Source organism: Streptococcus sp. HMSC067H01 (genome assembly GCF_001814775.1).
Classification (GTDB): Bacteria; Bacillota; Bacilli; order Lactobacillales; family Streptococcaceae; genus Streptococcus.
On the sequence record NZ_KV817792.1, the window covers coordinates 26,805 to 51,302 of the forward strand.

General features: G+C 40.2%; 25 protein-coding genes and 2 pseudogenes. 10 read left to right on the top strand and 17 right to left on the bottom strand.

Annotated elements, in window-relative coordinates; genetic code table 11:
- Positions 1-2 precede the first annotated feature (2 nt).
- On the bottom strand, positions 3-755 hold the full coding sequence (locus tag HMPREF2987_RS05020; RefSeq protein ID WP_075229594.1) for an isoprenyl transferase: 753 nt from the start codon (positions 753-755) through the stop codon (positions 3-5).
- A 204-nt stretch (positions 756-959) separates the two neighbouring features.
- On the opposite strand from HMPREF2987_RS05020, the gene HMPREF2987_RS05025 reads away from it, so the two are divergent.
- The 9 genes and pseudogenes from HMPREF2987_RS05025 (at position 960) to HMPREF2987_RS05060 (ending at position 10,218) form a co-directional block, all read left to right on the top strand.
- Complete coding sequence (locus tag HMPREF2987_RS05025; RefSeq protein ID WP_075229595.1) at positions 960-1,355, top strand: helix-hairpin-helix domain-containing protein; 396 nt, start codon at positions 960-962, stop codon at positions 1,353-1,355.
- 379 nt (positions 1,356-1,734) lie between these two features.
- Positions 1,735-2,313, top strand: coding sequence for a flavin reductase family protein (locus tag HMPREF2987_RS05030; RefSeq protein WP_075229596.1), 579 nt, complete (start codon positions 1,735-1,737; stop codon positions 2,311-2,313).
- Positions 2,300-2,860 carry a GNAT family N-acetyltransferase gene (locus HMPREF2987_RS05035; protein ID WP_075229597.1) on the top strand — a complete coding sequence of 187 codons (561 nt, stop codon included), beginning with the start codon at positions 2,300-2,302 and terminating at the stop codon, positions 2,858-2,860. Before HMPREF2987_RS05030 ends, HMPREF2987_RS05035 begins: the two co-directional genes overlap by 14 nt.
- Positions 2,860-3,438: an AAA family ATPase gene (locus HMPREF2987_RS05040; RefSeq protein WP_075229598.1), complete on the top strand. Its 579-nt coding sequence runs from the start codon at positions 2,860-2,862 to the stop codon at positions 3,436-3,438. Before HMPREF2987_RS05035 ends, HMPREF2987_RS05040 begins: the two co-directional genes overlap by 1 nt.
- The gene (locus HMPREF2987_RS05045; RefSeq protein ID WP_075229599.1) at positions 3,431-6,082 is read left to right on the top strand and encodes a valine--tRNA ligase; all 2,652 of its coding nucleotides are present in this window, start codon (positions 3,431-3,433) and stop codon (positions 6,080-6,082) included. Before HMPREF2987_RS05040 ends, HMPREF2987_RS05045 begins: the two co-directional genes overlap by 8 nt.
- An 84-nt stretch (positions 6,083-6,166) precedes the next feature.
- Complete coding sequence (locus tag HMPREF2987_RS05050; RefSeq protein ID WP_075229600.1) at positions 6,167-7,438, top strand: DUF4297 family anti-phage-associated protein; 1,272 nt, start codon at positions 6,167-6,169, stop codon at positions 7,436-7,438.
- A 9-nt stretch (positions 7,439-7,447) separates the two neighbouring features.
- Positions 7,448-9,088, top strand: coding sequence for an ATP-binding protein (locus HMPREF2987_RS05055; protein WP_075229601.1), 1,641 nt, complete (start codon positions 7,448-7,450; stop codon positions 9,086-9,088).
- A gap of 100 nt (positions 9,089-9,188) precedes the next feature.
- A pseudogene (locus HMPREF2987_RS11250) lies at positions 9,189-9,338 on the top strand (DNA cytosine methyltransferase); the annotation flags it as partial.
- A 76-nt stretch (positions 9,339-9,414) separates the two neighbouring features.
- Positions 9,415-10,218 carry a Fic/DOC family protein gene (locus tag HMPREF2987_RS05060; RefSeq protein ID WP_075229602.1) on the top strand — a complete coding sequence of 268 codons (804 nt, stop codon included), beginning with the start codon at positions 9,415-9,417 and terminating at the stop codon, positions 10,216-10,218.
- A gap of 112 nt (positions 10,219-10,330) precedes the next feature.
- On the opposite strand, the gene HMPREF2987_RS05065 is transcribed toward HMPREF2987_RS05060, so the two are convergent.
- From HMPREF2987_RS05065 to HMPREF2987_RS05140, 16 genes and pseudogenes are all read right to left on the bottom strand, one after another.
- Entirely contained in the window at positions 10,331-10,930 is a 600-nt protein-coding gene (locus HMPREF2987_RS05065; protein WP_075229603.1) for a response regulator transcription factor, read from the bottom strand.
- Positions 10,931-12,028 carry a sensor histidine kinase gene (locus HMPREF2987_RS05070; RefSeq protein ID WP_075229604.1) on the bottom strand — a complete coding sequence of 366 codons (1,098 nt, stop codon included), beginning with the start codon at positions 12,026-12,028 and terminating at the stop codon, positions 10,931-10,933.
- Positions 12,028-12,765, bottom strand: a complete 738-nt coding sequence (locus tag HMPREF2987_RS05075) for an ABC transporter permease (RefSeq protein ID WP_075229605.1) — start codon at positions 12,763-12,765, stop codon at positions 12,028-12,030. The genes HMPREF2987_RS05070 and HMPREF2987_RS05075 overlap by 1 nt, the downstream gene beginning before the upstream one ends.
- Before the next feature lies 1 nt (position 12,766).
- On the bottom strand, positions 12,767-13,651 hold the full coding sequence (locus tag HMPREF2987_RS05080) for an ABC transporter ATP-binding protein (protein ID WP_075229606.1): 885 nt from the start codon (positions 13,649-13,651) through the stop codon (positions 12,767-12,769).
- Positions 13,638-13,832, bottom strand: a complete 195-nt coding sequence (locus HMPREF2987_RS05085) for a hypothetical protein (protein WP_075229607.1) — start codon at positions 13,830-13,832, stop codon at positions 13,638-13,640. Before HMPREF2987_RS05085 ends, HMPREF2987_RS05080 begins: the two co-directional genes overlap by 14 nt.
- Entirely contained in the window at positions 13,829-14,020 is a 192-nt protein-coding gene (locus HMPREF2987_RS05090) for a hypothetical protein (RefSeq protein WP_006146174.1), read from the bottom strand. Before HMPREF2987_RS05090 ends, HMPREF2987_RS05085 begins: the two co-directional genes overlap by 4 nt.
- Before the next feature lie 224 nt (positions 14,021-14,244).
- Positions 14,245-15,912 carry a DAK2 domain-containing protein gene (locus HMPREF2987_RS05095; protein WP_075229608.1) on the bottom strand — a complete coding sequence of 556 codons (1,668 nt, stop codon included), beginning with the start codon at positions 15,910-15,912 and terminating at the stop codon, positions 14,245-14,247.
- Between the two features lie 2 nt (positions 15,913-15,914).
- The gene (locus HMPREF2987_RS05100) at positions 15,915-16,280 is read right to left on the bottom strand and encodes an Asp23/Gls24 family envelope stress response protein (protein ID WP_000216431.1); all 366 of its coding nucleotides are present in this window, start codon (positions 16,278-16,280) and stop codon (positions 15,915-15,917) included.
- Positions 16,281-16,430: 150 nt separating this feature from the next.
- The gene (rpmB, locus tag HMPREF2987_RS05105; RefSeq protein WP_001140948.1) at positions 16,431-16,619 is read right to left on the bottom strand and encodes a 50S ribosomal protein L28; all 189 of its coding nucleotides are present in this window, start codon (positions 16,617-16,619) and stop codon (positions 16,431-16,433) included.
- Between the two features lie 106 nt (positions 16,620-16,725).
- Entirely contained in the window at positions 16,726-17,400 is a 675-nt protein-coding gene (locus tag HMPREF2987_RS05110) for a LiaF transmembrane domain-containing protein (protein WP_075229609.1), read from the bottom strand.
- A gap of 4 nt (positions 17,401-17,404) precedes the next feature.
- Positions 17,405-17,851 carry a LytTR family DNA-binding domain-containing protein gene (locus HMPREF2987_RS05115; RefSeq protein ID WP_000776599.1) on the bottom strand — a complete coding sequence of 149 codons (447 nt, stop codon included), beginning with the start codon at positions 17,849-17,851 and terminating at the stop codon, positions 17,405-17,407.
- 118 nt (positions 17,852-17,969) lie between these two features.
- The gene (locus tag HMPREF2987_RS05120) at positions 17,970-18,473 is read right to left on the bottom strand and encodes a phosphatase PAP2 family protein (protein WP_075229610.1); all 504 of its coding nucleotides are present in this window, start codon (positions 18,471-18,473) and stop codon (positions 17,970-17,972) included.
- A gap of 2 nt (positions 18,474-18,475) precedes the next feature.
- Positions 18,476-18,832, bottom strand: a pseudogene (locus HMPREF2987_RS05125) (DUF2200 domain-containing protein).
- Between the two features lie 64 nt (positions 18,833-18,896).
- Entirely contained in the window at positions 18,897-20,657 is a 1,761-nt protein-coding gene (locus HMPREF2987_RS05130) for an ABC transporter ATP-binding protein (protein ID WP_075229611.1), read from the bottom strand.
- Positions 20,647-22,416, bottom strand: a complete 1,770-nt coding sequence (locus HMPREF2987_RS05135) for an ABC transporter ATP-binding protein (protein WP_075229612.1) — start codon at positions 22,414-22,416, stop codon at positions 20,647-20,649. The genes HMPREF2987_RS05130 and HMPREF2987_RS05135 overlap by 11 nt, the downstream gene beginning before the upstream one ends.
- A complete protein-coding gene (locus HMPREF2987_RS05140) occupies positions 22,400-22,861 on the bottom strand; it encodes a MarR family winged helix-turn-helix transcriptional regulator (RefSeq protein ID WP_075229613.1) in 462 nt (153 codons plus the stop codon). Before HMPREF2987_RS05140 ends, HMPREF2987_RS05135 begins: the two co-directional genes overlap by 17 nt.
- Positions 22,862-23,071: 210 nt before the next feature.
- Between HMPREF2987_RS05140 and HMPREF2987_RS05145 the strand changes: the two genes are divergently transcribed.
- Complete coding sequence (locus HMPREF2987_RS05145; protein WP_075229614.1) at positions 23,072-23,737, top strand: hypothetical protein; 666 nt, start codon at positions 23,072-23,074, stop codon at positions 23,735-23,737.
- Positions 23,738-24,498: the final 761 nt, after the last annotated feature.

The following is a 24,498-nucleotide window of genomic DNA, read 5'->3' on the forward strand; positions in this document are numbered from 1 at the left end:
TCCTATACTCCTCCAAAGCGACGATTGCGACGATTATACTCGACGATAGCCTCTTTTAAGGCTTCCTCATCAAAGTCAGGCCACAAAATATCCGTGAAATAAAGCTCGCTATAAGCAGCCTGCCACGGCAAGAAGTTACTCAAACGAAGCTCCCCACTGGTCCGAATAATCAAGTCAGGATCCCGCAAGACTTTTGGCAAATGCCCCGTAAAGAGGTATTCCCCAATCAACTCCTCGGTAATATCACCAGGATTGATCTTAGCATCTAAAACATCCTGTGCAATCAACTTGACCGCTTGGGTAATCTCAGCTCGTCCACCATAATTGAGCGCAAAATTGAGAATCAAACCTGTATTCAGCTTGGTCAGCTCCTCTGCTTTTTTCAAAGCATCAAAGGTCTCTTTAGGCAAACGATCAGTCTCCCCAATCATCTGAATCTTCATGTTCTTTTGATGCAATTCAGGGACATATTTGTCATAAAACTCAACTGGTAGGTTCATGATAAATTTGACTTCTTGGTCCGGACGAGTCCAGTTTTCAGTTGAAAAAGCGTAAACTGTCAAAGCCTTAACGCCCATATCGCTAGCTGCGATTGCTACCTTTTTCAAAGCATCCATTCCAGCCTTATGTCCAAAGACACGTGGTTGCATCCGTTTTTTGGCCCAACGACCATTACCATCCATGATAACTCCGATATGGGCTGGCACCATTTCTGGCGTTTCTGTCATTTTATCTTTTTTTAAAAATCCAAACATGATTGTATTCCTATTCAAAAATCTATCGTTTCATTATACCATATTTTTCACTTTTCTTCTATCATCTTCTCTTATTCTAAGGCGGAATTCGCCATATTTCTAAGATTACAAACCTTGCATTTCCTAAAGAAAGTTGATACAATAAACGTATAAAGATTAAATCCTTGTTCAGTCACAGGGATTTTTTATTGAAAGGATTTTATGATGTCAAAAAAACTACAACGTAAAAAACAATTAAGAAACAGCCTTCGTCGTTCAGGTGTATTTTCAAATGCTGTAAACAAGGTTGTCGAAGAAACAAAGAAAGTCGTTAAACATGCAGAACATGCAGCAAGCGAAGCTGGAAAAGCTGTCTCTAAGCAAGTAGAAAAAGCTGTAGAAGCAACTAAAGAGCAAGCCCACAAGGTTACGACTTCTGTTGAAGAGTTCGCAGCTAACCTAGGTGGACTTCCACTTGACCGTGCTAAAACTTTCTACGATGAAGGGATTAAGTCTGCTACTGACTTCAAAAACTGGACAGAGAAAGAACTCCTTGCCTTGAAAGGAATCGGTCCAGCTACGATCAAGAAATTAAAAGAAAACGGCATCAAGTTCAAGTAATCTTTCTTGTCCCTTGCATTTCCGTCAAAAACTTGTTAAAATAAAGCCATTAGAGGTGTTTTGAGTCCCACATTTTACAGAAAGTGGCGGAGCTGAGAAGTCCACAAATGTGTCAAAACTGGTTGCTAATGAGATGAAAAATTGAAATATTAGAATAGTCTTTTTGTTTCCGTTTAGGACTAGGTAGCAAGTTGCAGGTTATACTCAAGTACGTCAATGCGAGCTAACGACGTCATAGACGTCATAAAGGAGAAACAATAAGACGAGAGTTGCGGGCTCTGCCCGAAATTGGGTGGTACCGCGGATAAGCACATTCGTCCCTGTCAGATTGATGGCAGGGGCGATTTTTATTTTAGACCCCTAGCCAAAGGAGGTTGTCATGAAACAATCTTTTAACACCAGCAAGCTCTACTATGGTTTTCCTATCTTCATCTTGGGATATCAGGACAAGAACTTTGGGCACAATATCACGACCTGCAGTTCCTCTTATAGCCTGGGAGATTGGCTGGTCATCGGTGTTGGCGCTGAGGAAAATGCGGCTGACCAGATTAAGCATTATCAACAGTTTACCGTAAACATCCCTGATGAAAACTTCATGCTCGAAATGGAGCAGGCTGGTTTTATCAGCCATCGGGAAAAGTTAAAACACCTAGGGCTTGACTACGAGATTTCTGTACGGACTCAGGCCCCGATTTTAGAGGCATTTCCAGTCGTATTGGACTGTCAGGTAGATCGGATTATCGAGGAAGATGGCATCTGCCATATCTTTGCCAAGATTCTCGAGCGACTGGCTGACCCAGAGCTCTTGGACGATAAAGAGCATTTTAAAAATGACCGCTTTGCCCCAACTTACTTTATGGGGGACGGTCATCAACGCGTTTACCGTTATCTGGATGACCGAGTCAATCCCATGGGGAGCTTCATTAAGAAAGCGAGGAAGAAGGATGACAAGAACTGAATTGCCAGAACAAATCGAAACGGAGCGTCTGGTCTTACGAGTCCGTACCGTGGCGGATGCCGAGGTTATCTTTGACTATGCTAGTCGTCCAGAGGTTTCTTACCCAGCAGGTTTTCCACCCGTCAAGACCTTGGAAGACGAGATTTATTATCTAGAGCACATCCTTCCTGAGCGCAACGAAAAAGAAAATCTCCCAGCAGGCTACGGAATTATCGTTAAAGGAACCGATACAATCATTGGTTCTGTCGATTTCCCCCGTCGCTACGAAGACGATGTACTGGAGATTGGCTATATCTTGCACCCAGACTATTGGGGGCGCGGTTATGTGCCTGAAGCGGCGCGTGCCTTGATTGATTTATCTTTTAAAGAATTGAACCTACACAAGATTGAGCTGACTTGTTTTGGTTACAACCTTCAAAGTCAACGAGTCGCTGAGAAACTTGGTTTCACCCTAGAAGCTCGCATCCGAGACCGCAAAGATGCCCAAGGCAATCGTTGTGATGATTTGAGATACGGCTTGCTGAAGAGTGAGTGGGAGGCGGATTGATGCATGTTTTCATCATTGGAGCTCCAGCATCAGGAAAAATGACCATTGGTCAAGAGTTATCTCGACTGACAGATGCTACCCTCTTTTATAACCATCAAGCCATCGATTTTGCACTGGAAATCTATCAGGACTATACAGAGGAAATGTGGGAATTTGTTCGTGGAATCACTTTTTCTTTTCTTGGAGCAAGTGCAAGAAATCGGCGATCAGTAATTTTAACTGACGCAATTGATTTTTCAAATCAGTACCAGCTGATGTATTTGAAGAATATTCAAGATTTATTAAATGAGTATCATCAAGAGATTCTCTTTGTTGAATTAGAAACGTCTCTTGAGGAGCGCTTACGTCGCAATCGAACGGAGAATCGGTTGAAATACAAACCCTTGAAACGGAATTTTGAGATATCTGAAAGAGAAATTTTAGAGACTGATAAAACAAATCAACTTAATTCTCAAAAGCAACCGAGTGGTCTTCACTACTACCTTAAAATTGATAATACGAATCTGTCTGCAGAAGAAGTCGCAAAGCAGATTCAAGAAAAAATGAAAACAATAGAGAAAGGACAAACACATGTCTAAAGAACTTTCACCTAAATACAATCCAGCCGAGGTTGAGGCTGGTCGTTACCAAAAATGGCTTGACGCTGATGTTTTCAAGCCTTCAGGCGATCAAAAGGCTAAGCCTTATTCAATCGTGATTCCACCACCAAACGTTACAGGGAAACTCCACCTTGGTCACGCTTGGGATACGACTTTACAGGATATCATCATCCGTCAAAAACGTATGCAAGGTTTTGATACGCTTTGGCTTCCAGGGATGGACCACGCGGGGATTGCGACTCAGGCTAAGGTTGAGGAACGCTTGCGTGGTGAGGGCATTACCCGTTATGACCTCGGTCGTGAGAAATTCCTCGATAAGGTTTGGGAATGGAAAGACGAATATGCCACTACTATCAAGGAACAATGGGGCAAGATGGGGCTCTCTGTAGACTACTCTCGTGAGCGTTTCACTCTTGACGAAGGTTTGTCAAAAGCTGTTCGTAAGGTCTTTGTGGACCTTTACAAGAAAGGTTGGATCTACCGTGGTGAATTTATCATCAACTGGGACCCAGCAGCTCGCACAGCCCTTTCTGATATCGAGGTTATCCATAAGGATGTCGAAGGTGCCTTCTACCACATGAACTACATGCTGGAAGATGGTTCACGCGCCCTTGAAGTGGCAACAACTCGTCCTGAGACTATGTTTGGGGACGTTGCGGTTGCGGTCAATCCAGAAGACCCACGCTACAAGGACTTGATAGGTAAACACGTCGTCCTTCCTATCGCTAATAAACTCATTCCAATCGTTGGGGATGAACACGCAGATCCTGAATTTGGTACTGGTGTCGTGAAAATCACGCCTGCCCACGATCCAAACGACTTCTTGGTTGGTCAACGTCACAACTTGCCACAAGTCAACGTCATGAACGACGACGGAACTATGAACGAGCTTGCCTTCGAATTTGCAGGAATGGATCGTTTTGAAGCTCGTAAGGCAGTCGTTGCCAAGTTGGAAGAAATCGGTGCCCTTGTCAAAATCGAAAAACGTGTCCACAGTGTTGGTCACTCAGAGCGTACAGGTGTCGTGGTTGAGCCACGCTTGTCTACGCAATGGTTCGTCAAGATGGACCAATTAGCTAAGAATGCCATTGCCAACCAAGATACAGATGATAAGGTAGAATTCTACCCTCCTCGTTTCAACGATACCTTCCTCCAATGGATGGAAAATGTCCATGACTGGGTCATCTCTCGTCAGCTCTGGTGGGGTCACCAAATCCCTGCTTGGTACAATGCTGAGGGTGAAATGTACGTCGGTGAAGAAGCTCCAGAAGGCGACGGATGGACTCAGGACGAAGACGTCTTAGATACTTGGTTCAGTTCTGCCCTTTGGCCATTCTCAACTATGGGCTGGCCTGATGTCGACTCAGAAGACTTCAAACGTTACTTCCCAACTTCAACTCTCGTAACAGGTTACGACATCATCTTCTTCTGGGTGTCTCGTATGATCTTCCAATCCTTGGAATTTACTGGTCGTCAGCCATTCCAAAATGTGCTTATCCACGGTCTCATTCGTGACGAGCAAGGACGCAAGATGTCTAAATCTCTCGGTAACGGGATTGACCCAATGGATGTTATCGAGAAATACGGTGCCGATGCCCTTCGTTGGTTCCTTTCAAACGGTTCTGCACCAGGGCAAGACGTGCGCTTCTCTTACGAGAAAATGGATGCTTCATGGAACTTCATTAACAAAATCTGGAACATCTCTCGCTATATCCTCATGAACAATGAAGGCTTGACCCTTGAGCAAGCAACTGCCAATGTGGAAAAAGTTGTCAACAAGGAAGCTGGAAACGTTACTGACCGCTGGATTCTCCACAACCTTAATGAAACCATCGGAAAAGCAACTGCTAACTTTGATAAGTTTGAATTTGGTGTCGCTGGCCACATCCTCTACAACTTCATCTGGGACGAGTTTGCGGACTGGTACGTTGAGTTGACCAAGGAAGTCCTTTATAGCGATAACGAAGAAGAGAAAGTTATTACACGTTCTGTTCTCCTTTACACTCTGGACAAAATCCTTCGTCTCCTTCACCCAATCATGCCATTCGTGACAGAGGAAATCTTTGGACAAATCTCAGAAGGCTCTATCGTGACAGCAGCATACCCAACTGTTAATCCAGCCTTTGAAGATCTTGCTGCCCACACTGGTGTAGAAAGCCTCAAAGACTTGATCCGTGCCGTTCGTAATGCGCGTGCGGAAGTAAATGTAGCACCAAGCAAGCCAATCACCATCCTTGTTAAGACAAGCGATAGTGACTTGGAAGCCTTCTTTAACAGCAATGTCAACTACATCAAACGCTTCACAAATCCAGAACACTTGGAAATCGCATCAACCATCCCTGCACCTGAACTCGCAATGTCAAGCGTCATCACAGGAGCAGAAATCTACTTGCCACTGGCTGACCTCCTCAATGTCGAAGAAGAACTCGCTCGTCTCGACAAAGAACTGGCTAAATGGCAAAAAGAACTGGACATGGTCGGCAAGAAGCTCTCTAACGAACGCTTCGTAGCCAATGCCAAACCAGAAGTCGTCCAAAAAGAACGCGACAAACAAGCCGACTACCAAGCGAAATACGATGCGACCATAGCACGTATTGATGAGATGAAGAAGTTGGTGAAATAATTATATAAATATAGCAAAGCACAGTGTAAAAACTGTGTTTTTTTGATACAATAGAAAGAAAGTCTTCATATAGAGAGGTAGATAATGAGTAAATCAAGAGCAGCAATTAGTACTATAAAGGGCTATTTTTATCAGTTTGACAAATCGATTTTAGAGATTTTGGAGCAATCAAACGAGACAGACATGGTTACTATTGAGGGAGTTGAGGACATTGATATTGAAAATAGTGATGAAAGAAACTTTATTCAATGTAAATACTATGAAAAAACGGATTTTGATAACAGCATTATAAGAAAGCCAATACAATTAATGTTTAGACATTATTTAGAAAATAGAACTGATCCTAAAGATAAGAATTTCACTTATAGACTATATGGTTATTATAATAAAGGGCATGAAAAGCTATTGGAATTAACAACGGAAAATCTAAGAACATATTTTTTAGATTTTAGCAAATATGGAGTTATAGATGAATCAGGAAATTCAAATTATCAAATCAAAAATAAAAAGGGAGAAGTTATATTTGAGGAAACAGTAGAAGATGATGATATTGAAGATTTTAAGAATCATCTTTTTATAGACATCAAGGCTGATAGTTATGAAAATCAAATAGAAAAAATAAAATCTAAAATTCAAAATGATTTAAGTGATTATAGTGAAGAAGATATTGAATTAATTTATTTTAATGCTCTTAAAATAATTAAAGACTTAGCATGTGAACATAATATTGAAAAGCGTCAAATTTCAAAAAAAGAATTTTGGGATAGAATAAAAACTAAAAACTACTATTTTGAAAGATGGATGAGTGAATTGCTGGAGTGGAAAAATTATAAAAAAATCATACATAAAAAATATTTTCCAAGAGTATCAAATTTATCACCGGCACATAGATTTTTCTTACTTGACTGTCAAGGAGAGAGTGTAAATAATGTTAAAAATGTAATTTCAGAAATTTCAAGGAAATATTCTCGTTTGATACATCAATTTAGTCCTTATGTTTATTTATATAACACTTTAAATGTTGATTTTGTAACTGAATTAAAAGAAAAGTTATATGAGGACGGTTGTTTTTTTAAAGATGGATTTCCGTTTAAAAATTCAAAATTTAGATTTCAAGAAATGTTAATTAAACCTGATAAATTTAATGGAATTTCAGTACGTATACTAGAACATCCTATAAATTTATCAATTGTTCTACAAAAGTTGGTGGAAGTAGAAAGAGTTGACCAATTACCAATCAATTTATATATATTTAATAAAAGTAATCAATTAAATTTAGAGATTGGCAATCTTGATAATAGAGATTATTCAAAAATTAATATTCGACAAATTATAGATATATTGGATATTATATAGGAGAAAGGCATGGATAATTTAAATGCTCAAGTTGTTTCAGTACAACCTAATAAAATTAAAATTGAAGTGAAGTCAATCACAGATTTTCAGATTGCAGAAGAAAAATTGAAAATTGGTTCATATCTTAGAATTGCTGATGAAAATGATTTGGCATTAATAGCTACAATAGAAAATTTTTGTATTGAGCCTATTGAAATTGATGAGAGAATTGATATTAAATATATTATTGAAGCTGTACCTTTGGGGATGATTGATGAAGAAAATAAATTTGTAAGGGGAAGTGATACAATAACTATTCCTCCTAAATCGGTTGAACCAGCTAAATTTGAAGAAATAAAGTTAATTTTTGAAAATTCTATAAAAGATGAACTTAAATTTAAATTCTCTTCGTTATCATCGAATAATGAGATTGAGATTCCTGTGGAAGGAAATAAATTTTTCAATAAGCATATTGCTATTGTTGGTTCAACTGGTTCGGGTAAGTCTCACACAGTTGCAAAAGTTGTTCAAAATGCTATACATTCTAAAAATGGTGAATATGAAGGACTAAATAATTCACATATACTTATCTTTGATATTCATAATGAATATCAAAGTGCTTTCCCAAATGCTAGACTTATCAATGTTGATGATCTAGTTTTACCATATTGGCTATTAAATAGTGATGAGTTACAAGAATTATTCTTAGATACTGAGGGAAGTGATCATAATCAAAGAAATATTTTTAAAAAGTCTGTGATTCAAAGTAAAAAAAATCAATTTATGGGATCAGATGAGGAAAAAGAAAAATTACATTTTGATTCTCCAATTTATTTTGATATTCGAGAAGTTCTACAATATGCTTATGAAAAAAATGAAGAACAAATTGCTGGAGCAAGGGAAGGGCAGACAAAGGCTGGCCCATTAAATGGTAAATTATCAAATTATATTAGTCGGTTAGAGTCAAAGATATATGATAAAAGGTTGGAGTTTTTGTTAGGTGATAGAATAGAGGGAGAAACATTACAATCAGTTTTAAAACAGCTTATCGGATATACTGAAGCTTTCCTGACTAATGTTACTATTCTTGATTTGAGTGGGGTACCGTTTGATGTATTGAGTATAACTGTTTCTTTGATTTCAAGAATTATGTTTGAGTATGGATATTACTATAAGCAATTTAATAGTAGTAATAATCTAGCTTCTGATGTACCTATTTTATTAGTTTATGAAGAGGCTCATAAGTATGTGCCTAAGAGCTCTCTAACTAAGTACAGAGCTTCTCGCCAGTCAATAGAACGAATTGCAAAAGAAGGAAGAAAATATGGTGTTACTTTACTTTTAGCTAGTCAAAGACCTTCTGAAATTTCTGAAACAATTTTCTCACAGTGCAGTAATTTCATAACAATGAGGTTAACAAATCCTATAGATCAATCGTATGTAAGACAATTATTGCCAGATTCTATGGGAGGTATTGTTGATAAATTACCTAGCTTAGCAACGGGCGAAGCACTACTCATGGGAGAAGCGACTATTTTACCATCGATTGTAAAAATTGATGTTTGTGAAAATAAACCTTCTTCTAAAGATGTTCCATACTATCAATTATGGAAAGAGAGTTGGAAAGATATTAATTTTGAAGAATTAGAAAAACTCTGGAAAAAGAAGTAATATTTAAAATTATTATTTTTACAATAACTAATTATCTCCACACAAAATATTTTTGTTAGATATATTATTACTACTGTTTTAGAAAGCAGCTTACTACACAACAAATCCTCTAAGTTCGAACAGACCTGATAATTACAACATTGCAACTCTCTTCTCAGATAATGTGGGAATTGAGTTGGGATTTGAACAGACCAACGAGTTTAGAGTGGTGTATGCCAATGACTTCGATAAGTCTGCGCGTCAGACTTACTAGCCCATTTATTCAGATATATCTTGATAATCATATTATTCAGTCACTGAAGAAAAACAATTGAAAGGAACTTTCTATGCAACCAACTTACAACATTGACAATCCAAACTTGTCTTATGAAGCTAAGCGTGATTTATGGCGGATAGGTTTTGGTCTGCAGAAAGTTGACAATCTAGTGCCATCAGCTTATATGGAATCTTTGGCTGAGAAACAGGCTCGGGGTGAACTGACTTATGAGCAGGTTTATGAGGATGCAACGGCTTATCACAATACTATTGATGCAAGTACGGAAGAGGCAGACTTGGTTTCTCTACGTATTGTAGAACTATTGTCTCGAAGAGGCTTTAGCTTCAGTCCTGCGACCTTACTTGCTATTCATAAGGAGTTGTTTCAGGATATATTTGAAACCTCTATTCCCGTGGGGCAATTTCGTCAAACCAATATCACAAAGAATGAACCTGTTTTAAATGGTGAAAGTGTTGTGTACTCTGATTACTCTATGATTCAAATGACCTTGGATTATGATTTTAATCAGGAAAGACAAGTTTCATATGCAACACTAACCCAGACGGATATGGTTAAACAAATCCAGCATTTTATTTCAGGAATTTGGCAGATTCATCCATTTCGCGAAGGAAATACTCGGACGGTAACGGTATTTTTGATTCAGTATCTTCGTGAGTTTGGTTTTGATATTGATAATACACCATTTCAGCAACATGCCAAGTATTTTCGTGATGCCTTGGTATTAGATAATGCAAAGATTTTACAGAGACGTCCTGAGTTTTTAACAGCTTTTTTTGAAAATCTCTTGCTCGATGGTCAAAACGATCTGTCATCAGAAAAGATGTATCTAGAACTCGATCTTTCAAAATCCTGATACTAAAATTTCAGGAGAAAATGAAATAAATAATTCTACCATTAAATGCATGTTATCATGACAAAAAATCTCTTAGATTCATTTCTAAGAGATTTTTTCTTACTTCTCTCCCTCACAACCAGCCTTCTTCTTCGGCAGTTTTGGCTGCTTCGGTTCGGTTGCTGGCGCCTAGTTTGGAGAGGATATTGGTCATGTAATTACGGACAGTGCCGTTTGAGAGGTAGAGCTTATCCGCAATTTCTTGGTTGGACAGCCCCTGTGCAACTCCATGCAAAACAGCGACTTCTTGCTCGGTCAAGGGATTGGGATGGGTCATCATGACTTCCATCAGCTCTGGTGAATATTCCTTGCGTCCCTCTAACACCGTATGCAGGGTTTGCATGAGCTCAGAGATGCTTCGCTCTTTCAAGACATAGGCATCGACTCCTGCTTTGACTGCTCGTTCAAAATAGCCTGGGCGTTTAAAGGTCGTAACGATAACCACCTTTGTTTCAGGCACTTCTTGTTTGATCCACTCGAGCGCTTCTAGTCCTGTCTTGACTGGCATTTCGACGTCAAGAATAGCAATATCTACTGCTTCTTTCCCCAAAACCTCGATAGCCTCGGCTCCATTTTTTGCCTGCAAGACAGTCTCCACATCTGGCTGAAAGTTTAAGAGCTGACACATGGCATCTCTAAGCATACTTTGATCTTCTGCGACTAATACTTTCATCTACTTTCTCTCCTTATAAGGCAGATGCACGCGCACCTCTGTGGGACCTTTCAAACTGATCAGCTCTACTTGACCTGAGAAGGCTGCTGTACGGTCACGGACTGTATGGAGTTCATTTCCTTTTACAGTTGCAAATCCTTTCCCGTCATCTCTAACTGTCAGGACCAATTCCTGATCTGTACGTTCCAGTTTTAGATAGGCTCTTTCAGCGCTGGCATGCTTGATGATATTGGTCGCCAGTTCTAACAAAACCATAGCAGCCGTCGACTCCACATCCTGGGTCAAACTAGCCTTGTCCAATTGATTCTCAATTTGAACCTCAATCCCAGCAATTTCCAGCATCTTCTTAACAGTCTCAAGCTCTGAAGCTAGGGTCCGTGATTTCAGATTTTCCACAATGGTTCGCACTTCATTCATGGAATCCTTGCTGATCTGGTGAATTTCTTTTAATTCCTTTTCCACCTGTGGATAAGCCTCCATCTGAAACAACTGCAAGGCTAAATCTGTCTTGACACTCAGCATCGCAAAGGTATGTCCCAGACTATCATGCAAATCCTGACCGATACGACTACGTTCATTTTCAGCAAGCAATAGATTTATCTGGGCATTTTGCTTGGCCTGAGCTTCTTTCAAATCCTCCACAATACGAATCCGAACCAAGCCAAAAGTCATTAAATCGATAAAAGTGAGAATTCCAAGTAGATAGACTAGAAACTCAACTTCAACTTCCTGAAAAATCAAAAGTTGCCCCACAACAAGGACTTGAGCAAGGAGAAAAGTTCGGACATGTAAAGAATTAAAACTACGTACGCCGAAATGATAAATTAAGAGATTGGCAAGGAAAAAGAAGAACCAGATATAATTTACACCAACAAAGGCAGTATAGCCAGCTACATAGGCTAGCATGATAACCCAACAGAGCCAGGATAAACGCTGACTCTTGGTGGTTAAAACACCTAAGTACGCCACTACAAATAGAATATCAATCAACAAATGCCAGCTAGGAAGCTCCCCAGTCACTACAGGAACGATGGGAAAAACCATAAAAATCAAACTGGCCCAATACATATAATCTATGCTTTTCAGTCTTACAAGCATTAAGCATTCTCCTTATGACCTTGAAGGTAAATGGTCAAACCAAACAAAACTGTTGAAAAAACAAGTAGATAAACTGTGGCTGATAAATTGATGCCACCCTCGTTTAAGAAGGTCTTGAGCAACTCCATCAACTGATAAGTTGGTAGGCACTTTCCGATTGCTTGCATCCAGTCTGGAAATAAAGAGACGGGCATCCAGAGTCCGCCTAACACAGCCAAGCCAAAGTAAAGAAGATTGCCCACGACAGACATCAGCTGACTGGAAGGCAAGAGAGTCAGGGTTAAGCCAAGTGCTACAAAGGCAACACTTCCTACTATCAGCAAGAGCGCAGCCCCAATCCAGTTTCCAAGAGACATATCCACACCTCTTACAAAATGTCCAACTGAGAAAACAACCAGAATTGAGACCAAATAATCAACCATCATACTTGTTATCTTTGATAGATAATATTCTACCATATTTACAGGGCTATGACGTAATATTTTCTGCCAGTTGTTGATCTTGTCAGTATGTAAAACAACTGGGAATGAAAAGATAGCGGTAGACATCATGGAAAAAGCCGTCATGGAGATGAGGTAGTCGCGCATAAAATTCGCTGGTCCACCTGGTGTGTCCTCGTACATGCCAGAAAAGAATAAATAAAAGGCTGTCGGCATCCCTACTGATAATAAATAATAGACTAGTTGCCGTTTGGTCAATAGAAATTCTATCTTATTTAATGCGATCCATCGTTTCATCTTAGTCATCCCCCTTTTGTGTTTCTTCAAAGATTGTATCCAGCAAACTACGGTTATTGACTTCAATTTCTTGTATGCTACATCCTGCTTGCACTAACAGTTGCCAGAAAGCATTTGCCTCTCGTGTGACTACTTGCAGAGCATCTTGTTTTTGTGACCAGTTTTCAACCAAGTTAGACTGCTCAATGACTTCCTTGTATACTAGAGGAAGGATAAAGTGCTTTTCAATCTCCTCACTGCGCATGGCTAGAGGTGTCGTATCACGAATCAACTCTCCCTTATTCAAGACCAAAATCCGGTCAGCTGTATGCTCTACTTCTTCGATATAATGGGATGAATAGAGAATGGTGACTCCCTGCGCTTTTAGATCCTGGACAATTTCCCAAAAACGTTGACGAGTTGAGGTATCCATGGCTGCAGTAGGCTCATCCAAAAAGACAAGCTTTGGTCGGCCAATTAAGGTCAAGACAAAAGAGAAAAGACGCTTTTGCCCACCTGACAATTTTTCTGCCAACTGTTCTTTTTGTTGCTGGTCAAACTGCAATAGTTGATCGATCTCCTGATTGCTCAAGGGATTTGGATAAATGCTTTGAAAGAAAGCAATCAACTCTTTGACCTTTAATTTCTGAACGATAACATTTTCTTGAGGGAGGTAGGATCTTGTGTAGTCTAACTGAGAACTCGTCACTGGCAAGCCTTGGATGGATACTTGACCGCTTGTGACCAGTTTATCTCCCAATAAACAGTCCAAGAGTGTGGTCTTTCCAGCACCATTGGGCCCAATCAAGGCGACGCATTCACCTTCAGCTATCTCAAAGGAAATATCCTTCAAAATAGCCTTGCCCTTGATATTTTTATTTAGGCTTTCTACCTTAATCATGTTCATGATATTCTCCTTTCAGCCACTCCTTTCCCATCGGAAAGGCGATAAAAATCATAAATCCTAATCCCCAGACACCACGGATGAATTGGTGAAGGAAGGCTTGATCAAACCAACCTGTAAACATTTCGACCAACCATACCACTAGTGATAGTCCAATAAAAAGATAGAGAATCGCTTTTTTCATTTTTCAAACTCCTTTTTCACATCTGAGACTAATTTCAAACCTTCTCGGATCAACCAAGACATGATTCCAAATCCTGCAAACAACTCCCAAGGAAAATGATAGAAGCCTTCATCCAATCCTGAGAACATGAGATAAGTCATGACTCCTGCTGCTACTAAACTCATTGCGACAATTACTTTATGTTTCATTTTTTTCTTCCTCCATTTGATACATCTAGTATAATTCTTTGAAGGTAGAATCACTAGAAGCTTCTGTCATGAGGAAATATGACAAATGTCATTAAAAATGATGGAATAAAAATTACTAGATTGGATTGATTTTCTAGCACCAATCAGCTACTGGGTCCAAAACTCATTGCAAACCAAAAAGATCGGGAATCTTTTCCCGACCTCTTTCGTTTTCTATTGCATTCTTATTCCACACTGAAAAGATATGGATACACTGGTTGTTGACCTTGGTGGATTTCTACTTCAACATCTTCGAATTCTTCTGCGATTTCTTGGGCGATTTGGTTAGCCAATTCTTCACTTCCATCTTCACCAATATAGAAGGTCACGATTTCACTGTCTTCGTCTAGCATATGTTTCAAGGTTTCAGTCAGGGTTTGGTGCATGTCAGGGTTTGATACAAGGATCTTACCATCTACCATACCAAGATTGTCATTTTCGTGAATTTCTAGACCATCGATAGTCGTGTCACGAACAGCTGTTGTTACACTACCGCTGACCACATCACCAAGAGCTGCAGTCATACGTTCTTTATTCTCTTCGATAGTCTTGCTTGGGTCAAATGCTAGAAGGCTAGTCAATCCTTGAGGAAGGGTACGAGCTTCTACCACTACTGCTGGTTGTTCCAATACTTCAGCTGCAGATTGAGCTGCCATGAAGATATTTTTGTTGTTTGGTAAGAAGATGATATTGCGAGCATTAACTTTCTCAACAGCTTTGACAAAGTCTTCTGTCGAAGGGTTCATGGTTTGTCCACCCTCGATGACATAGTCCACACCTTGAGCACGGAAGATGTCTGCCAAGCCTTGTCCAGCTACTACTGCGATAAGGGCGTATTCTTTTTCTTCAGCTGGTTTGCTGACTTGAGCTGCTTCTTTTTCCACTTGTGCTTCGTGTTGGTTACGCATGTTATCGACTTTAACCTTAACCAAGCTACCATATTTGAGACCTTCTTGCATAACAAGACCTGGATCTTCTGTATGGACGTGAACTTTAACGATTTCATCGTCGTTAACAACGAGTAATGAGTCCCCAAGGTCATTCAAGTAGTTACGGAATTCTTCGTAGTCAAAGTCTTTAGCATAAGTTGGACCTTGCTTAAGGGCAACCATGATCTCAGTACAGTAACCAAAGGTAATGTCTTCTGTTGCCACATGTCCAGCTACAGATTTGTGGTGTTCGGCATTGATCATCTCACCCATATTCGCTGGAGTAGCAACAAAGTCTTCAGACGCACTGTATTCACCAGTAAGAGCTGAAAGGAAGCCTTCATAGATGAAGACCAAACCTTGACCACCAGAGTCCACAACACCAACTTCCTTCAAGACTGGAAGCATGTCCGGAGTCTTAGCAAGGGCTGTTTTAGCTCCTTCTAAGGCAGCGCGCATAACCTCAATGGCATCGTCTGTTTGCTCAGCTTTTTTCTTAGCACCGATGGCAGCACCACGTGATACAGTCAAGATTGTTCCTTCAACTGGCTTCATAACAGCCTTGTAGGCTACTTCAACACCAGATTGGAAGGCAAGAGCTAGGTCTTTCCCTGTTAACTCTTCTTTTGTCTTAATGGCTTGTGAGAATCCGCGGAAAAGCTGAGAAGTGATAACTCCTGAGTTCCCACGCGCACCCATCAACAGACCTTTAGCCAAGATACTTGCAGCCTCACCAACTGTTGAAGCTGGTTTGTCTGCTACTTCTTTAGCACCATTTTCGATAGTCATTCCCATGTTTGTTCCTGTATCTCCATCTGGAACTGGGAAGACGTTCAATGAGTTGACATATTCGGCTTGCTTGTTCAAACGAGTAGATGCAGCCTGTACCATTTCTTGAAATAAGCTTGTAGTAATATTTGACACGATTATTCTCCTACAACTTTGATATTTTGAATGTAGACATTCACAGTTTGAGCAGTGATGCCAAGTTGGTTTTCCAAACTAAAGCGTACACGCTCTTGGATGTTTTTTGAGACTTCACTAATCTTAGTTCCGTAGCTCAACACGGTATATACATCAACTGCAATGCTACCATCTTCGGCCGCTTTTACAACGACACCTTTAGAATAATTTTCCTTCCCAAGGAGGGCTTGGAAATTATCTTTGAGGGCTTTCTTACTTGCCATACCGACCACACCAAAAATCTCAGTTGCTGCACCGCCTACAACGGTAGCAATCACTTCATCTGTTAGTTCGATTTGACCATCTTTTGTATTAATTTTTACAGTCATTTTTTCTACCTCAACTAGTTGATACTCTATTTTATCATATTTCAAGCCAAGTGTAAAAGCAGAATACTGTATCGGCGGATATTTGCTCCTTTGACGAGGCTTTTTGAACTCAGAGCAAAAGAAAAAGACCTGATGGCCTTTTACTCTTTATTAAACGCGTTCTACTTTACCTGATTTCAAAGCACGAGCTGAAGCCCAAACTTTTTTAGGTTTACCATCGATAAGTACAGTAACTTTTTGAAGGTTTGGTTTTACGGCACGTTTTGTTTGGTTCATCGCGTGTGAACGGTTGTTTCCTGATACAGTCTTACGACCTGTAAAGTAACATACTTTAGCCATTTGTGTTTTCCTCCTATTAGATCTAATATAGCGGATGTGCTAGCACCACATACTGTACTATGTTATCACACTTTCTCTTTTTTGGCAAGGGGATTGGAAGATTTTTTTATTTAACGTAAACAACTTCTAATTTCCCAAAAACAACGTCTCCACGGATAATCAAGGTTTTGCTGGTTGGTGCTGTCGCCACTTCGACCTGAGGATTGCTAAACACTGATTCTACCCTAAGATCCACTTTCCATTGTTGAGGGATATAAATAGTTGCGCTTCCAAAAACTACATCCACACTTAAGATTGCTACATCACCTAGAATATTTGCATTATCATAGTAAATCTTAGCATCTCCAAAAACTGCTTCCACTTGGTCTTCTACCAAGTCTTGGTCTTGATTATAAAAAGTCCCACTACCAAAAATGATTTCCTTATCAGTAGAAACTTTTTTCTCTCTATTGTTCCACAATGTCTTTCCACTCCAAGTCTTATTTGAGTGAGTCAGCATACTTACTCCGAGAACGATTAGAACTCCCGCCCAGAACAATGACTGATTGGGAATCGGTAAAATGTCATAAAAATGATTAGCAATCATGAGGGCCACTAGGGCTGTAAAAGAGGCTGATGTCAGATGACGACGAAGCAAAGCCTCAACTGATTGGTAGGCAAAAAATCCAATACCAATCAAAGGCCAAATGTGCCCTCCCATAGAAGGGATTCCAAAATTCCCCTGCAATAACACTAAAGCTGCCAATACTAGCAACACAATACCAATTACTTTCTTTTTCATGTTCTTACCTCATGTTTCTTAGATTTTCTTTTAGGAGGGATTGGTAGTGCCGTGACACGTGAACCTCCTTGTGGGTCTGATAAAAGGAAATAGTTCCTGTACCCGAGAAGGACTTGTCCACCGAGTAAACCTGCCGGATATTGGCAATGGTCGACTTGGATACCCGACTGAAATAGCGGGGCAGAATGGACTCCAACTCATAAAGCTTGAGTCGAACCTCGTAGGCTTCTTTCTGGGTATGGGCGTAAATCTTGCTACCTTCTGTCTCAAAAAAGAGAATTTCCGACAAGTCTAAGTAGTACTCACCCGTCCCCTTGTAAAAGATCAACCTAGGAGCCTTGGTTTCTTGCAAGAGTCGTTGCAAATCAGCTATTTCATCTGTCAGGGCTGCAGCCTTGATGACAATCTCTGTCTCAGTTAATTCACTATCAATCTCGATTCGTAACTTCATCCTATCTCCTTTCTGCATCTACTATACCAAAGGCCAGAAGACTTTACAAGGGCAAAAAAGCAAGTGGTCACTTTTGACCCGTAAGTGGTTACGAGGCCAAGCCCACTTGCTTTGCTTTTTAGAAAATAAAGAAAAGAATTCCCCAGATTAGACCACAGGCATAGCCGACTAAAACATCCTTGGGATAATGAACACCCCCTAAAACTCGCACCAGACCTAGAAGAGCTGATAAGACCAACAAAACCAACCCCACAGGAAGATTTGCATGCAGGCAAGCCATGGAAATAATGGTTGCTGAAAAGACATGGCGACTAGGCATTGAATTGCCAGAGCTGTCCTTGTCTAGTAGCGGAATAATTTCCCAAGTCTCATAAGGACGCGGTTGATTGATCCACTTACGAACAAGCGTCAATAGGACAAAGCCAAAAGCTGGCACCAAGATATAAGTATATAAGGCTTGTCCTGTGCCCTTACTTATAAGGCTTGTCCCCAACAAGGCCAAGTAGGCTACTGGCATCAGAACTGTCATCATGCGATTAAAGATTCGCATCAGTTGCAATAATTGTGGGTGTCGAAGAAGACTTGATTTCCTCTTCTCGTACCACTCTTGATAGTTTTTCATTTCTATTTCTCATACTTTTCTAGGACCTGCTGGGCTGTTTTCCCCTTGGCAAGCCAGTCTACTAATTTGTCCAGACGACGGATTTCCTGCATCAGAGGATCCTCAATTTCCTCAATACGAACCCCACAAATCTTTCCTGTTATCGTAATCCGTTCAGGAGCATAAGACGGCGCCTGTCAAAAAAAATCTCCATAAGTAAGGTCTTTATTCAGACAAGTGAGGATGTCACTCACTTCATAACCTGTCAGCCAACTGGTCACTTGGTGAACGGATTCTGCCCTTCCACCCTTTCGCTCAACCTTTGCGATCAAGGCTTGATAGACCGCAGAAAATTTCATATTGTATAAGTTTTGACTCATACTCTCCTCTTTCTATTATACCAGTATAAAGAAGAAAAAGAAGGCCGTCAAGCCTTCTTTTGATTTATTCTTCTGCTTCGTCTTCTGTAAATTGACTATTGTAGAGGTCTGCATAGAAACCACCCTGAGCCATAAGCTCTTCATGATTTCCTTGCTCGATGATGTTTCCTTCTTTCATGACCAGAATCAAATCAGCATTGCGGATCGTTGACAAGCGGTGGGCGATGACAAAGGATGTGCGTCCCTCCATCAAACGGTCCATAGCTTTTTGAATCAACTCCTCCGTACGAGTATCGACTGAGGATGTTGCTTCGTCCAGAATCAAGAGCGGAGCATCTTTGAGCAGAGCACGAGCAATGGTCAAGAGCTGCTTTTGACCTACTGACAAGGTTACTGTATCATCCAAGACTGTATCGTATCCATCAGGTAAGGTTGTGATGAAGTGGTGGATTCCGACTGCTTTGGCAGCTTCAATTACTTCTTCATCACTGATACCTGTTTGATTGTAGATGAGATTGTCACGAATGGTTCCTTCAAAGAGCCAGGTATCCTGCAAGACCATTGAAAAGGCATCGTGTACTTCTGAGCGCTTCATAGCCTTGGTATCCACACCATCAATGCGAATACTTCCCTTATCAATCTCATAGAATTTCATCAAGAGGTTAACAATGGTCGTCTTCCCAGCTCCAGTTGGTCCAACAATCGCGACCTTTTGACCTGCATGAGCTGTCGCAGAAAAGTCATGAATGATCGTTTTTTCAGGAGTATAACCAAATGAAACTCTGTCGAAGACCACTTCACCCTTCATGTTGGTCAATTGTCTTTCCTTATGAGATTCATCTTCCATTTCCTCTTCACCTAGAAATTCGAAGACACGAGTCATGGCTGCACTAGCTTGTTGTAAGCTGGTAATTCCTTGGGCAATCTGTGATAAGGGTTGCGAGAAGGTTCGAACATAAACCATGAAGGCTACAATAATCCCGATACTGATATACCCTTCAAGAGCCAAGGCAGCACCGACGATAATGACTAGAACATAACTAAAGTTGCCTACAAAGACCATGGCAGGCATCATAATTCCAGAGATAAACTGAGATTTCCAAATGCTATCATGTAGATTCTGATTCAATCCTGCAAATGTATCTTTTGTTGGTTCCACAGCATTATAGCTGGTCACCACATTGTGGCCAGAGTACATTTCTTCCACATAGCCATTTACAGCTGCTAGGTTATTTTGTTGAGCTTTAAAGTAGCCCTGCGACTTGGCCATAATTACGGAAACCGCCGTAAATCCAACAAGGGTTGAAACAACGGTTACCAGAGCCAAAATCCAGTTCATACCAAACATGGTAATCAAAACAGCAATCAGTAAAAAGCTAGCTGAAAGAACTGTCCCAAGACTTTGGTTAAGAGACTGAGCTGCTGTATCAACGTCATTAGTCACACGAGAAAGGGTGTCCCCTTGAGAATGACGGTCAAAATAAGCAAGTGGCAAGCGATTGATTTTCTCAGCAATAGCTGTCCGCAAACGTTTTGAGAAATGTTGGATACTAGTTGAAAAAATGTAGGCTTGCGTATAGTTCAGGATAATCCCAAGCACATAGAGAATAACCAAAAAACTAGCAATACTTGAGACAGCTTCTAGGTCAATCTCTGTCATTAACCCATCTGAAATCAAATTGGTAATTTCTTTAATCTTAGTTGGTCCATAAACCGTGATAATACTTGAACAGATAGTCGCCACAACTGCGATTAGTAGGGGAAGTTGGAGACCTGCTAGAAAAGGTCTACACTGTTTCCATAAGGACATTTTCTTATTTTCCATGTTCCAATTCCTCCTTCGATAGTTGTGAATAGGCAATTTCTTGGTAAACTTCATTGCTTGCAAGAAGTTCCTTGTGGGTGCCTTGTCCCACGACTTTACCTTGATCCAAGACTAAGATCAGGTCTGCATCCATAATGGTTGAAATGCGTTGGGCAACGATTAACTTGGTCATGGATTGTGTTTTTTCAGCTAATACTTGACGCAAGATACGATCGGTCTTGTAGTCCAAGGCTGAGAATGAATCATCAAAAATGATAATCTCTGGTTTACGAGCCAAGGCGCGTGCAATGGCCAGACGCTGTCTTTGTCCACCTGAGAAGTTGGTCCCGCCTTGAGCTACTTCTGAAGCTAGGCCCGCTTCCTTATCTTCTATAAAGTTTTTAGATTGAGCCAATTCCAGAGCTTGCCACATAGCCGTCTCACTTAGTGGCGTTTCTTGACTCTTACCAAAGTCGAGATTGCCCTTAACATCTCCAGAAAAGAGCACAGCTTTTTGAGGGATATAGCCAACTTTATTACGCAAATCTTCTAAGTCATAATTCTGAACATTGACGCCGTCTACTAGAATTTCTCCCTCTGACACATCATAAAAACGGGGTAAGAGGTTAACTAGAGTAGATTTACCAGAACCAGTTGAACCAATAAAGGCAATGGTTTGCCCTGCTTCTGCCTTGAAGCTGACATGTTCCACTACTGCTTCTGAGTTTTTAGAGTAGCGGAAGGTTACGTCGTGGTATTCCACTTGACCTTTTACAGAAGAGTTTGCTATCTGTGGGTGACTAGGATTTTCAATAGTGGAATGAAGGTCTAGCACTTGATTGATACGCCCTGCAGAAACCAAGGTACGAGGAAGAACGATAAAGAGAGCACCCATGAGCAAGAAGCCCATTACCACTTGCATAGCATAGGACATGAAGACCACCATATCGCTAAAGAGGGGTAGACGCTCTGTCAAACTAGCGTCGTTGATAAGATAAGCACCAATCCAGTAAATGGCAAGGACCAAGCCGCTAGAAATCGCCATCATAATAGGATTCATAATGGCCATTAAGCGACTGACAAAGAGATTGAGTCGTGTGACTTCATCATTGGCTTCTTCGAATTTCTTATCTTGATATTCCTCAGCATTGTAAGCACGAACAACCCGAATCCCAGTCAAACTTTCACGGGTGATGCTATTGAGTTTATCTGTCAATTTTTGGATGACAGATTGTTTAGGAAATGCCAAAGTCATCAAGACAGTTGTCATCAGAACATTGACAATGACTGCCACCACCACTGCCCAAATCCAGTATTCAGACTTGCCAAGGATTTTACCAATAGCCCAAAGTGCCATGATTGGTCCACGAGTGACTACCTGAAGTCCCATGGTAAAGAGCATCTGAATCTGCGTGATATCATTAGTCGTCCGAGTCAATAGACTGGGAATTGAAAAACGTTTAATTTCTGTCTGGGAGTAATCCAAAACACGATTAAAAATATCGCTTCGTAGTTGAGCCGTATAGGATGCCGCAACTCGAGCGGCAAAAAATCCAACTGTTACAGATGATAGGAAGGCTAAGAATGACAAACCCATCATCTTAGTTGCTGGCGACCAAAGGTCTCCCAACTCCGTACCTGGCGTTCCGAGTAATTCTGTTATTTTTGAAACGTAAGTCGGTACTTCTAACTCTAGATAGACCGAGCAACAGGTAAAGAGAACAGTTATTAGAATCATGCCCCACTCTTTTCCTGTGATACGCTTAGCGAGTTTCTTCATTCTTATCTCCTATTTTTTCTACATTTGCTTGTAGTTGGCCCATGACTTCTTCAAAAATAACGAGATTTTCTTCGGAAATGCCATCAAGTAAACTACGGTCAATTCGATCAAAGAAAGACTTAACTTGCTTCATTTGAGAGCGTGATTTTTCGGTCAAATGAACAAATTTCGCCCGTTTATCACTTGGACTCACCTCCAACTCTACCAAACCATTTTGCACCATACGCTTGACCAAATTACTTGCAACTGACTTGGTAATATTGAGTTCTTGTTCAATATCCTTGATGAGTGTTAATTCTTGTTCATGCTCACGACGTTCTAAAAAACGAATGACCTGCCCTTGCGGTCCCCCCATAAATTCAATACCACAACGCTTGGCTTCCTTTTGTACCAGCAGATGTAACTGGTGACCAAAACGTTTAAAGACCAACATCGGTTTATCCATGCTTTCTCCCTTCTAAATAAAAAATAGTTCTCATAAGAACAATTAAGTTTCCATGAGAACTATTTTATCATTTTCAGAAAAGATGTCAAGAAAAAAAGTTTCCATGAGAACTATTTTCTAATCATTGACAATAGTAGATAATTTATCTATAATAAGCCTAACTTATCATGTAAAGCGAAGTTGTCGCACTAGAATCAGGAGAATTTTTAGATGAAACAAGAAGAGTATAAAACCTTAGGAATCCTTGCTGTCATTTTTGGAGCTGGTGCTCTTCTCAGCTCTCGGATACCAATTATCAATAGTCTAGCCTTTCTCCTTGGATTTGTTGCCTTGATCTTAGGAGTCATCGGTATCGGCCTCAATCTCCAAAATCAAAAAACATTAGCTATGATAGGTTCAAGTTTTGGCCTCATTTCCATTATCATTGTACTGATAAGCCAATTGCTATTCACTCCTATCTTCGCTGATTTTATAAGAGGCTATCGCAGCTCTTCTAATTATCTCATGGAAGAACCAACAAATGAAGATTGGCCAAATAGTATCATTGATGAATACGAAAATGAAGAGGAAGAAGAGATCTTTACCTGGACCCAAGAACAGTTTGATGCCTTAATAGAGGGAGACCCATCCAACCAAGGGCAAGGGGGTACCAACTACAGTGATATTATCAGAGAACATGGAATTCCAGATTCTGAGTCAGAATCAAATCTTGATAATCAAGAAACAAAAAGAATCTCCTATCTATCCCTTGGTTCACCTAGTAAGGCAGTTGTTTTAACCTTTGCAAAACAGGAAAATGGTCAATTTCTTCTGATTCATAAATTTTCAATCGGTCTGGAATCACAAAAACAACATGATACTGGTATCAGAATCTAACATAAAATAAAAAGAGAGTGGGACAGAAATCGGTAATTCGTTAGAATTCGATTTCGTCGTCCCACCTCCGCACAGTTGAGTCGGGCTGTAAAAGCTGATGAAATCAGCGTAGTAGAGACCACTCAACCACTGCGTCTTGCTCGAAATCCAAAGACAATTAAGAGGCTAGGACTTTTGTCTCAGCCTCTTTTGTATTAGAACCCATTTACTTTCTAGAATTTCATCACATATATTTCCAAGCGACCCAATATCTTATAAAATAGCTGAGTTTTTCAGAGGTTTACGACATTTTCCCCTTATTTTTTAAACTTTATAAAAACTCTTATCTCTGTCGGCGTACCGTGATATAATATAGTCAAGATAAGAGCTTGCTGAGATCTACAAAGAAGATTGGCTCAAAAAACTTGAAAAGGCGATAGATAATTCCTCTAAAACAGTAACGTCTATCGCAAAACAAAAGATGTAAGCCCAAATCCAGTGAAAGAAAAAAGAAATGCTAAGAAGTAGATACGAAAGCCCCTCGAACTTCTATTTTATCAAATGAAAAGAGGGAAACCAATGGTTAGTTCAATAGCTGTTTTTATAATAGCAATCAACGTCTATATTTATCTAAAAAACGAAAAGGACAAATAAAATGAGAAAAGTTATTCAAGAATTATTAGACAGTTCCATTTCTACATCTGCGATTTCACAAGGTGCTGGCGTTCCTTGGTCTACCATTTCGGATCTTAGAAAAGGAAAAACAAGCATGGACAAAATGG

Excerpts from the sequence above, each read along its gene's own strand:
- HMPREF2987_RS05020 (WP_075229594.1), bottom strand. The coding sequence starts at position 755 with ATGTTTGGATTTTTAAAAAAAGATAAAATGACAGAAACGCCAGAAATG.
- HMPREF2987_RS05025 (WP_075229595.1), top strand. The coding sequence starts at position 960 with ATGTCAAAAAAACTACAACGTAAAAAACAATTAAGAAACAGCCTTCGT.
- HMPREF2987_RS05030 (WP_075229596.1), top strand. The coding sequence starts at position 1,735 with ATGAAACAATCTTTTAACACCAGCAAGCTCTACTATGGTTTTCCTATC.
- HMPREF2987_RS05035 (WP_075229597.1), top strand. The coding sequence starts at position 2,300 with ATGACAAGAACTGAATTGCCAGAACAAATCGAAACGGAGCGTCTGGTC.
- HMPREF2987_RS05040 (WP_075229598.1), top strand. The coding sequence starts at position 2,860 with ATGCATGTTTTCATCATTGGAGCTCCAGCATCAGGAAAAATGACCATT.
- HMPREF2987_RS05045 (WP_075229599.1), top strand. The coding sequence starts at position 3,431 with ATGTCTAAAGAACTTTCACCTAAATACAATCCAGCCGAGGTTGAGGCT.
- HMPREF2987_RS05050 (WP_075229600.1), top strand. The coding sequence starts at position 6,167 with ATGAGTAAATCAAGAGCAGCAATTAGTACTATAAAGGGCTATTTTTAT.
- HMPREF2987_RS05055 (WP_075229601.1), top strand. The coding sequence starts at position 7,448 with ATGGATAATTTAAATGCTCAAGTTGTTTCAGTACAACCTAATAAAATT.
- HMPREF2987_RS05060 (WP_075229602.1), top strand. The coding sequence starts at position 9,415 with ATGCAACCAACTTACAACATTGACAATCCAAACTTGTCTTATGAAGCT.
- HMPREF2987_RS05065 (WP_075229603.1), bottom strand. The coding sequence starts at position 10,930 with ATGAAAGTATTAGTCGCAGAAGATCAAAGTATGCTTAGAGATGCCATG.
- HMPREF2987_RS05070 (WP_075229604.1), bottom strand. The coding sequence starts at position 12,028 with ATGCTTGTAAGACTGAAAAGCATAGATTATATGTATTGGGCCAGTTTG.
- HMPREF2987_RS05075 (WP_075229605.1), bottom strand. The coding sequence starts at position 12,765 with ATGAAACGATGGATCGCATTAAATAAGATAGAATTTCTATTGACCAAA.
- HMPREF2987_RS05080 (WP_075229606.1), bottom strand. The coding sequence starts at position 13,651 with ATGAACATGATTAAGGTAGAAAGCCTAAATAAAAATATCAAGGGCAAG.
- HMPREF2987_RS05085 (WP_075229607.1), bottom strand. The coding sequence starts at position 13,832 with ATGAAAAAAGCGATTCTCTATCTTTTTATTGGACTATCACTAGTGGTA.
- HMPREF2987_RS05090 (WP_006146174.1), bottom strand. The coding sequence starts at position 14,020 with ATGAAACATAAAGTAATTGTCGCAATGAGTTTAGTAGCAGCAGGAGTC.
- HMPREF2987_RS05100 (WP_000216431.1), bottom strand. The coding sequence starts at position 16,280 with ATGACTGTAAAAATTAATACAAAAGATGGTCAAATCGAACTAACAGAT.
- rpmB (WP_001140948.1), bottom strand. The coding sequence starts at position 16,619 with ATGGCTAAAGTATGTTACTTTACAGGTCGTAAGACTGTATCAGGAAAC.
- HMPREF2987_RS05110 (WP_075229609.1), bottom strand. The coding sequence starts at position 17,400 with ATGAAAAAGAAAGTAATTGGTATTGTGTTGCTAGTATTGGCAGCTTTA.
- HMPREF2987_RS05115 (WP_000776599.1), bottom strand. The coding sequence starts at position 17,851 with ATGAAGTTACGAATCGAGATTGATAGTGAATTAACTGAGACAGAGATT.
- HMPREF2987_RS05120 (WP_075229610.1), bottom strand. The coding sequence starts at position 18,473 with ATGAAAAACTATCAAGAGTGGTACGAGAAGAGGAAATCAAGTCTTCTT.
- HMPREF2987_RS05130 (WP_075229611.1), bottom strand. The coding sequence starts at position 20,657 with ATGGAAAATAAGAAAATGTCCTTATGGAAACAGTGTAGACCTTTTCTA.
- HMPREF2987_RS05135 (WP_075229612.1), bottom strand. The coding sequence starts at position 22,416 with ATGAAGAAACTCGCTAAGCGTATCACAGGAAAAGAGTGGGGCATGATT.
- HMPREF2987_RS05140 (WP_075229613.1), bottom strand. The coding sequence starts at position 22,861 with ATGGATAAACCGATGTTGGTCTTTAAACGTTTTGGTCACCAGTTACAT.
- HMPREF2987_RS05145 (WP_075229614.1), top strand. The coding sequence starts at position 23,072 with ATGAAACAAGAAGAGTATAAAACCTTAGGAATCCTTGCTGTCATTTTT.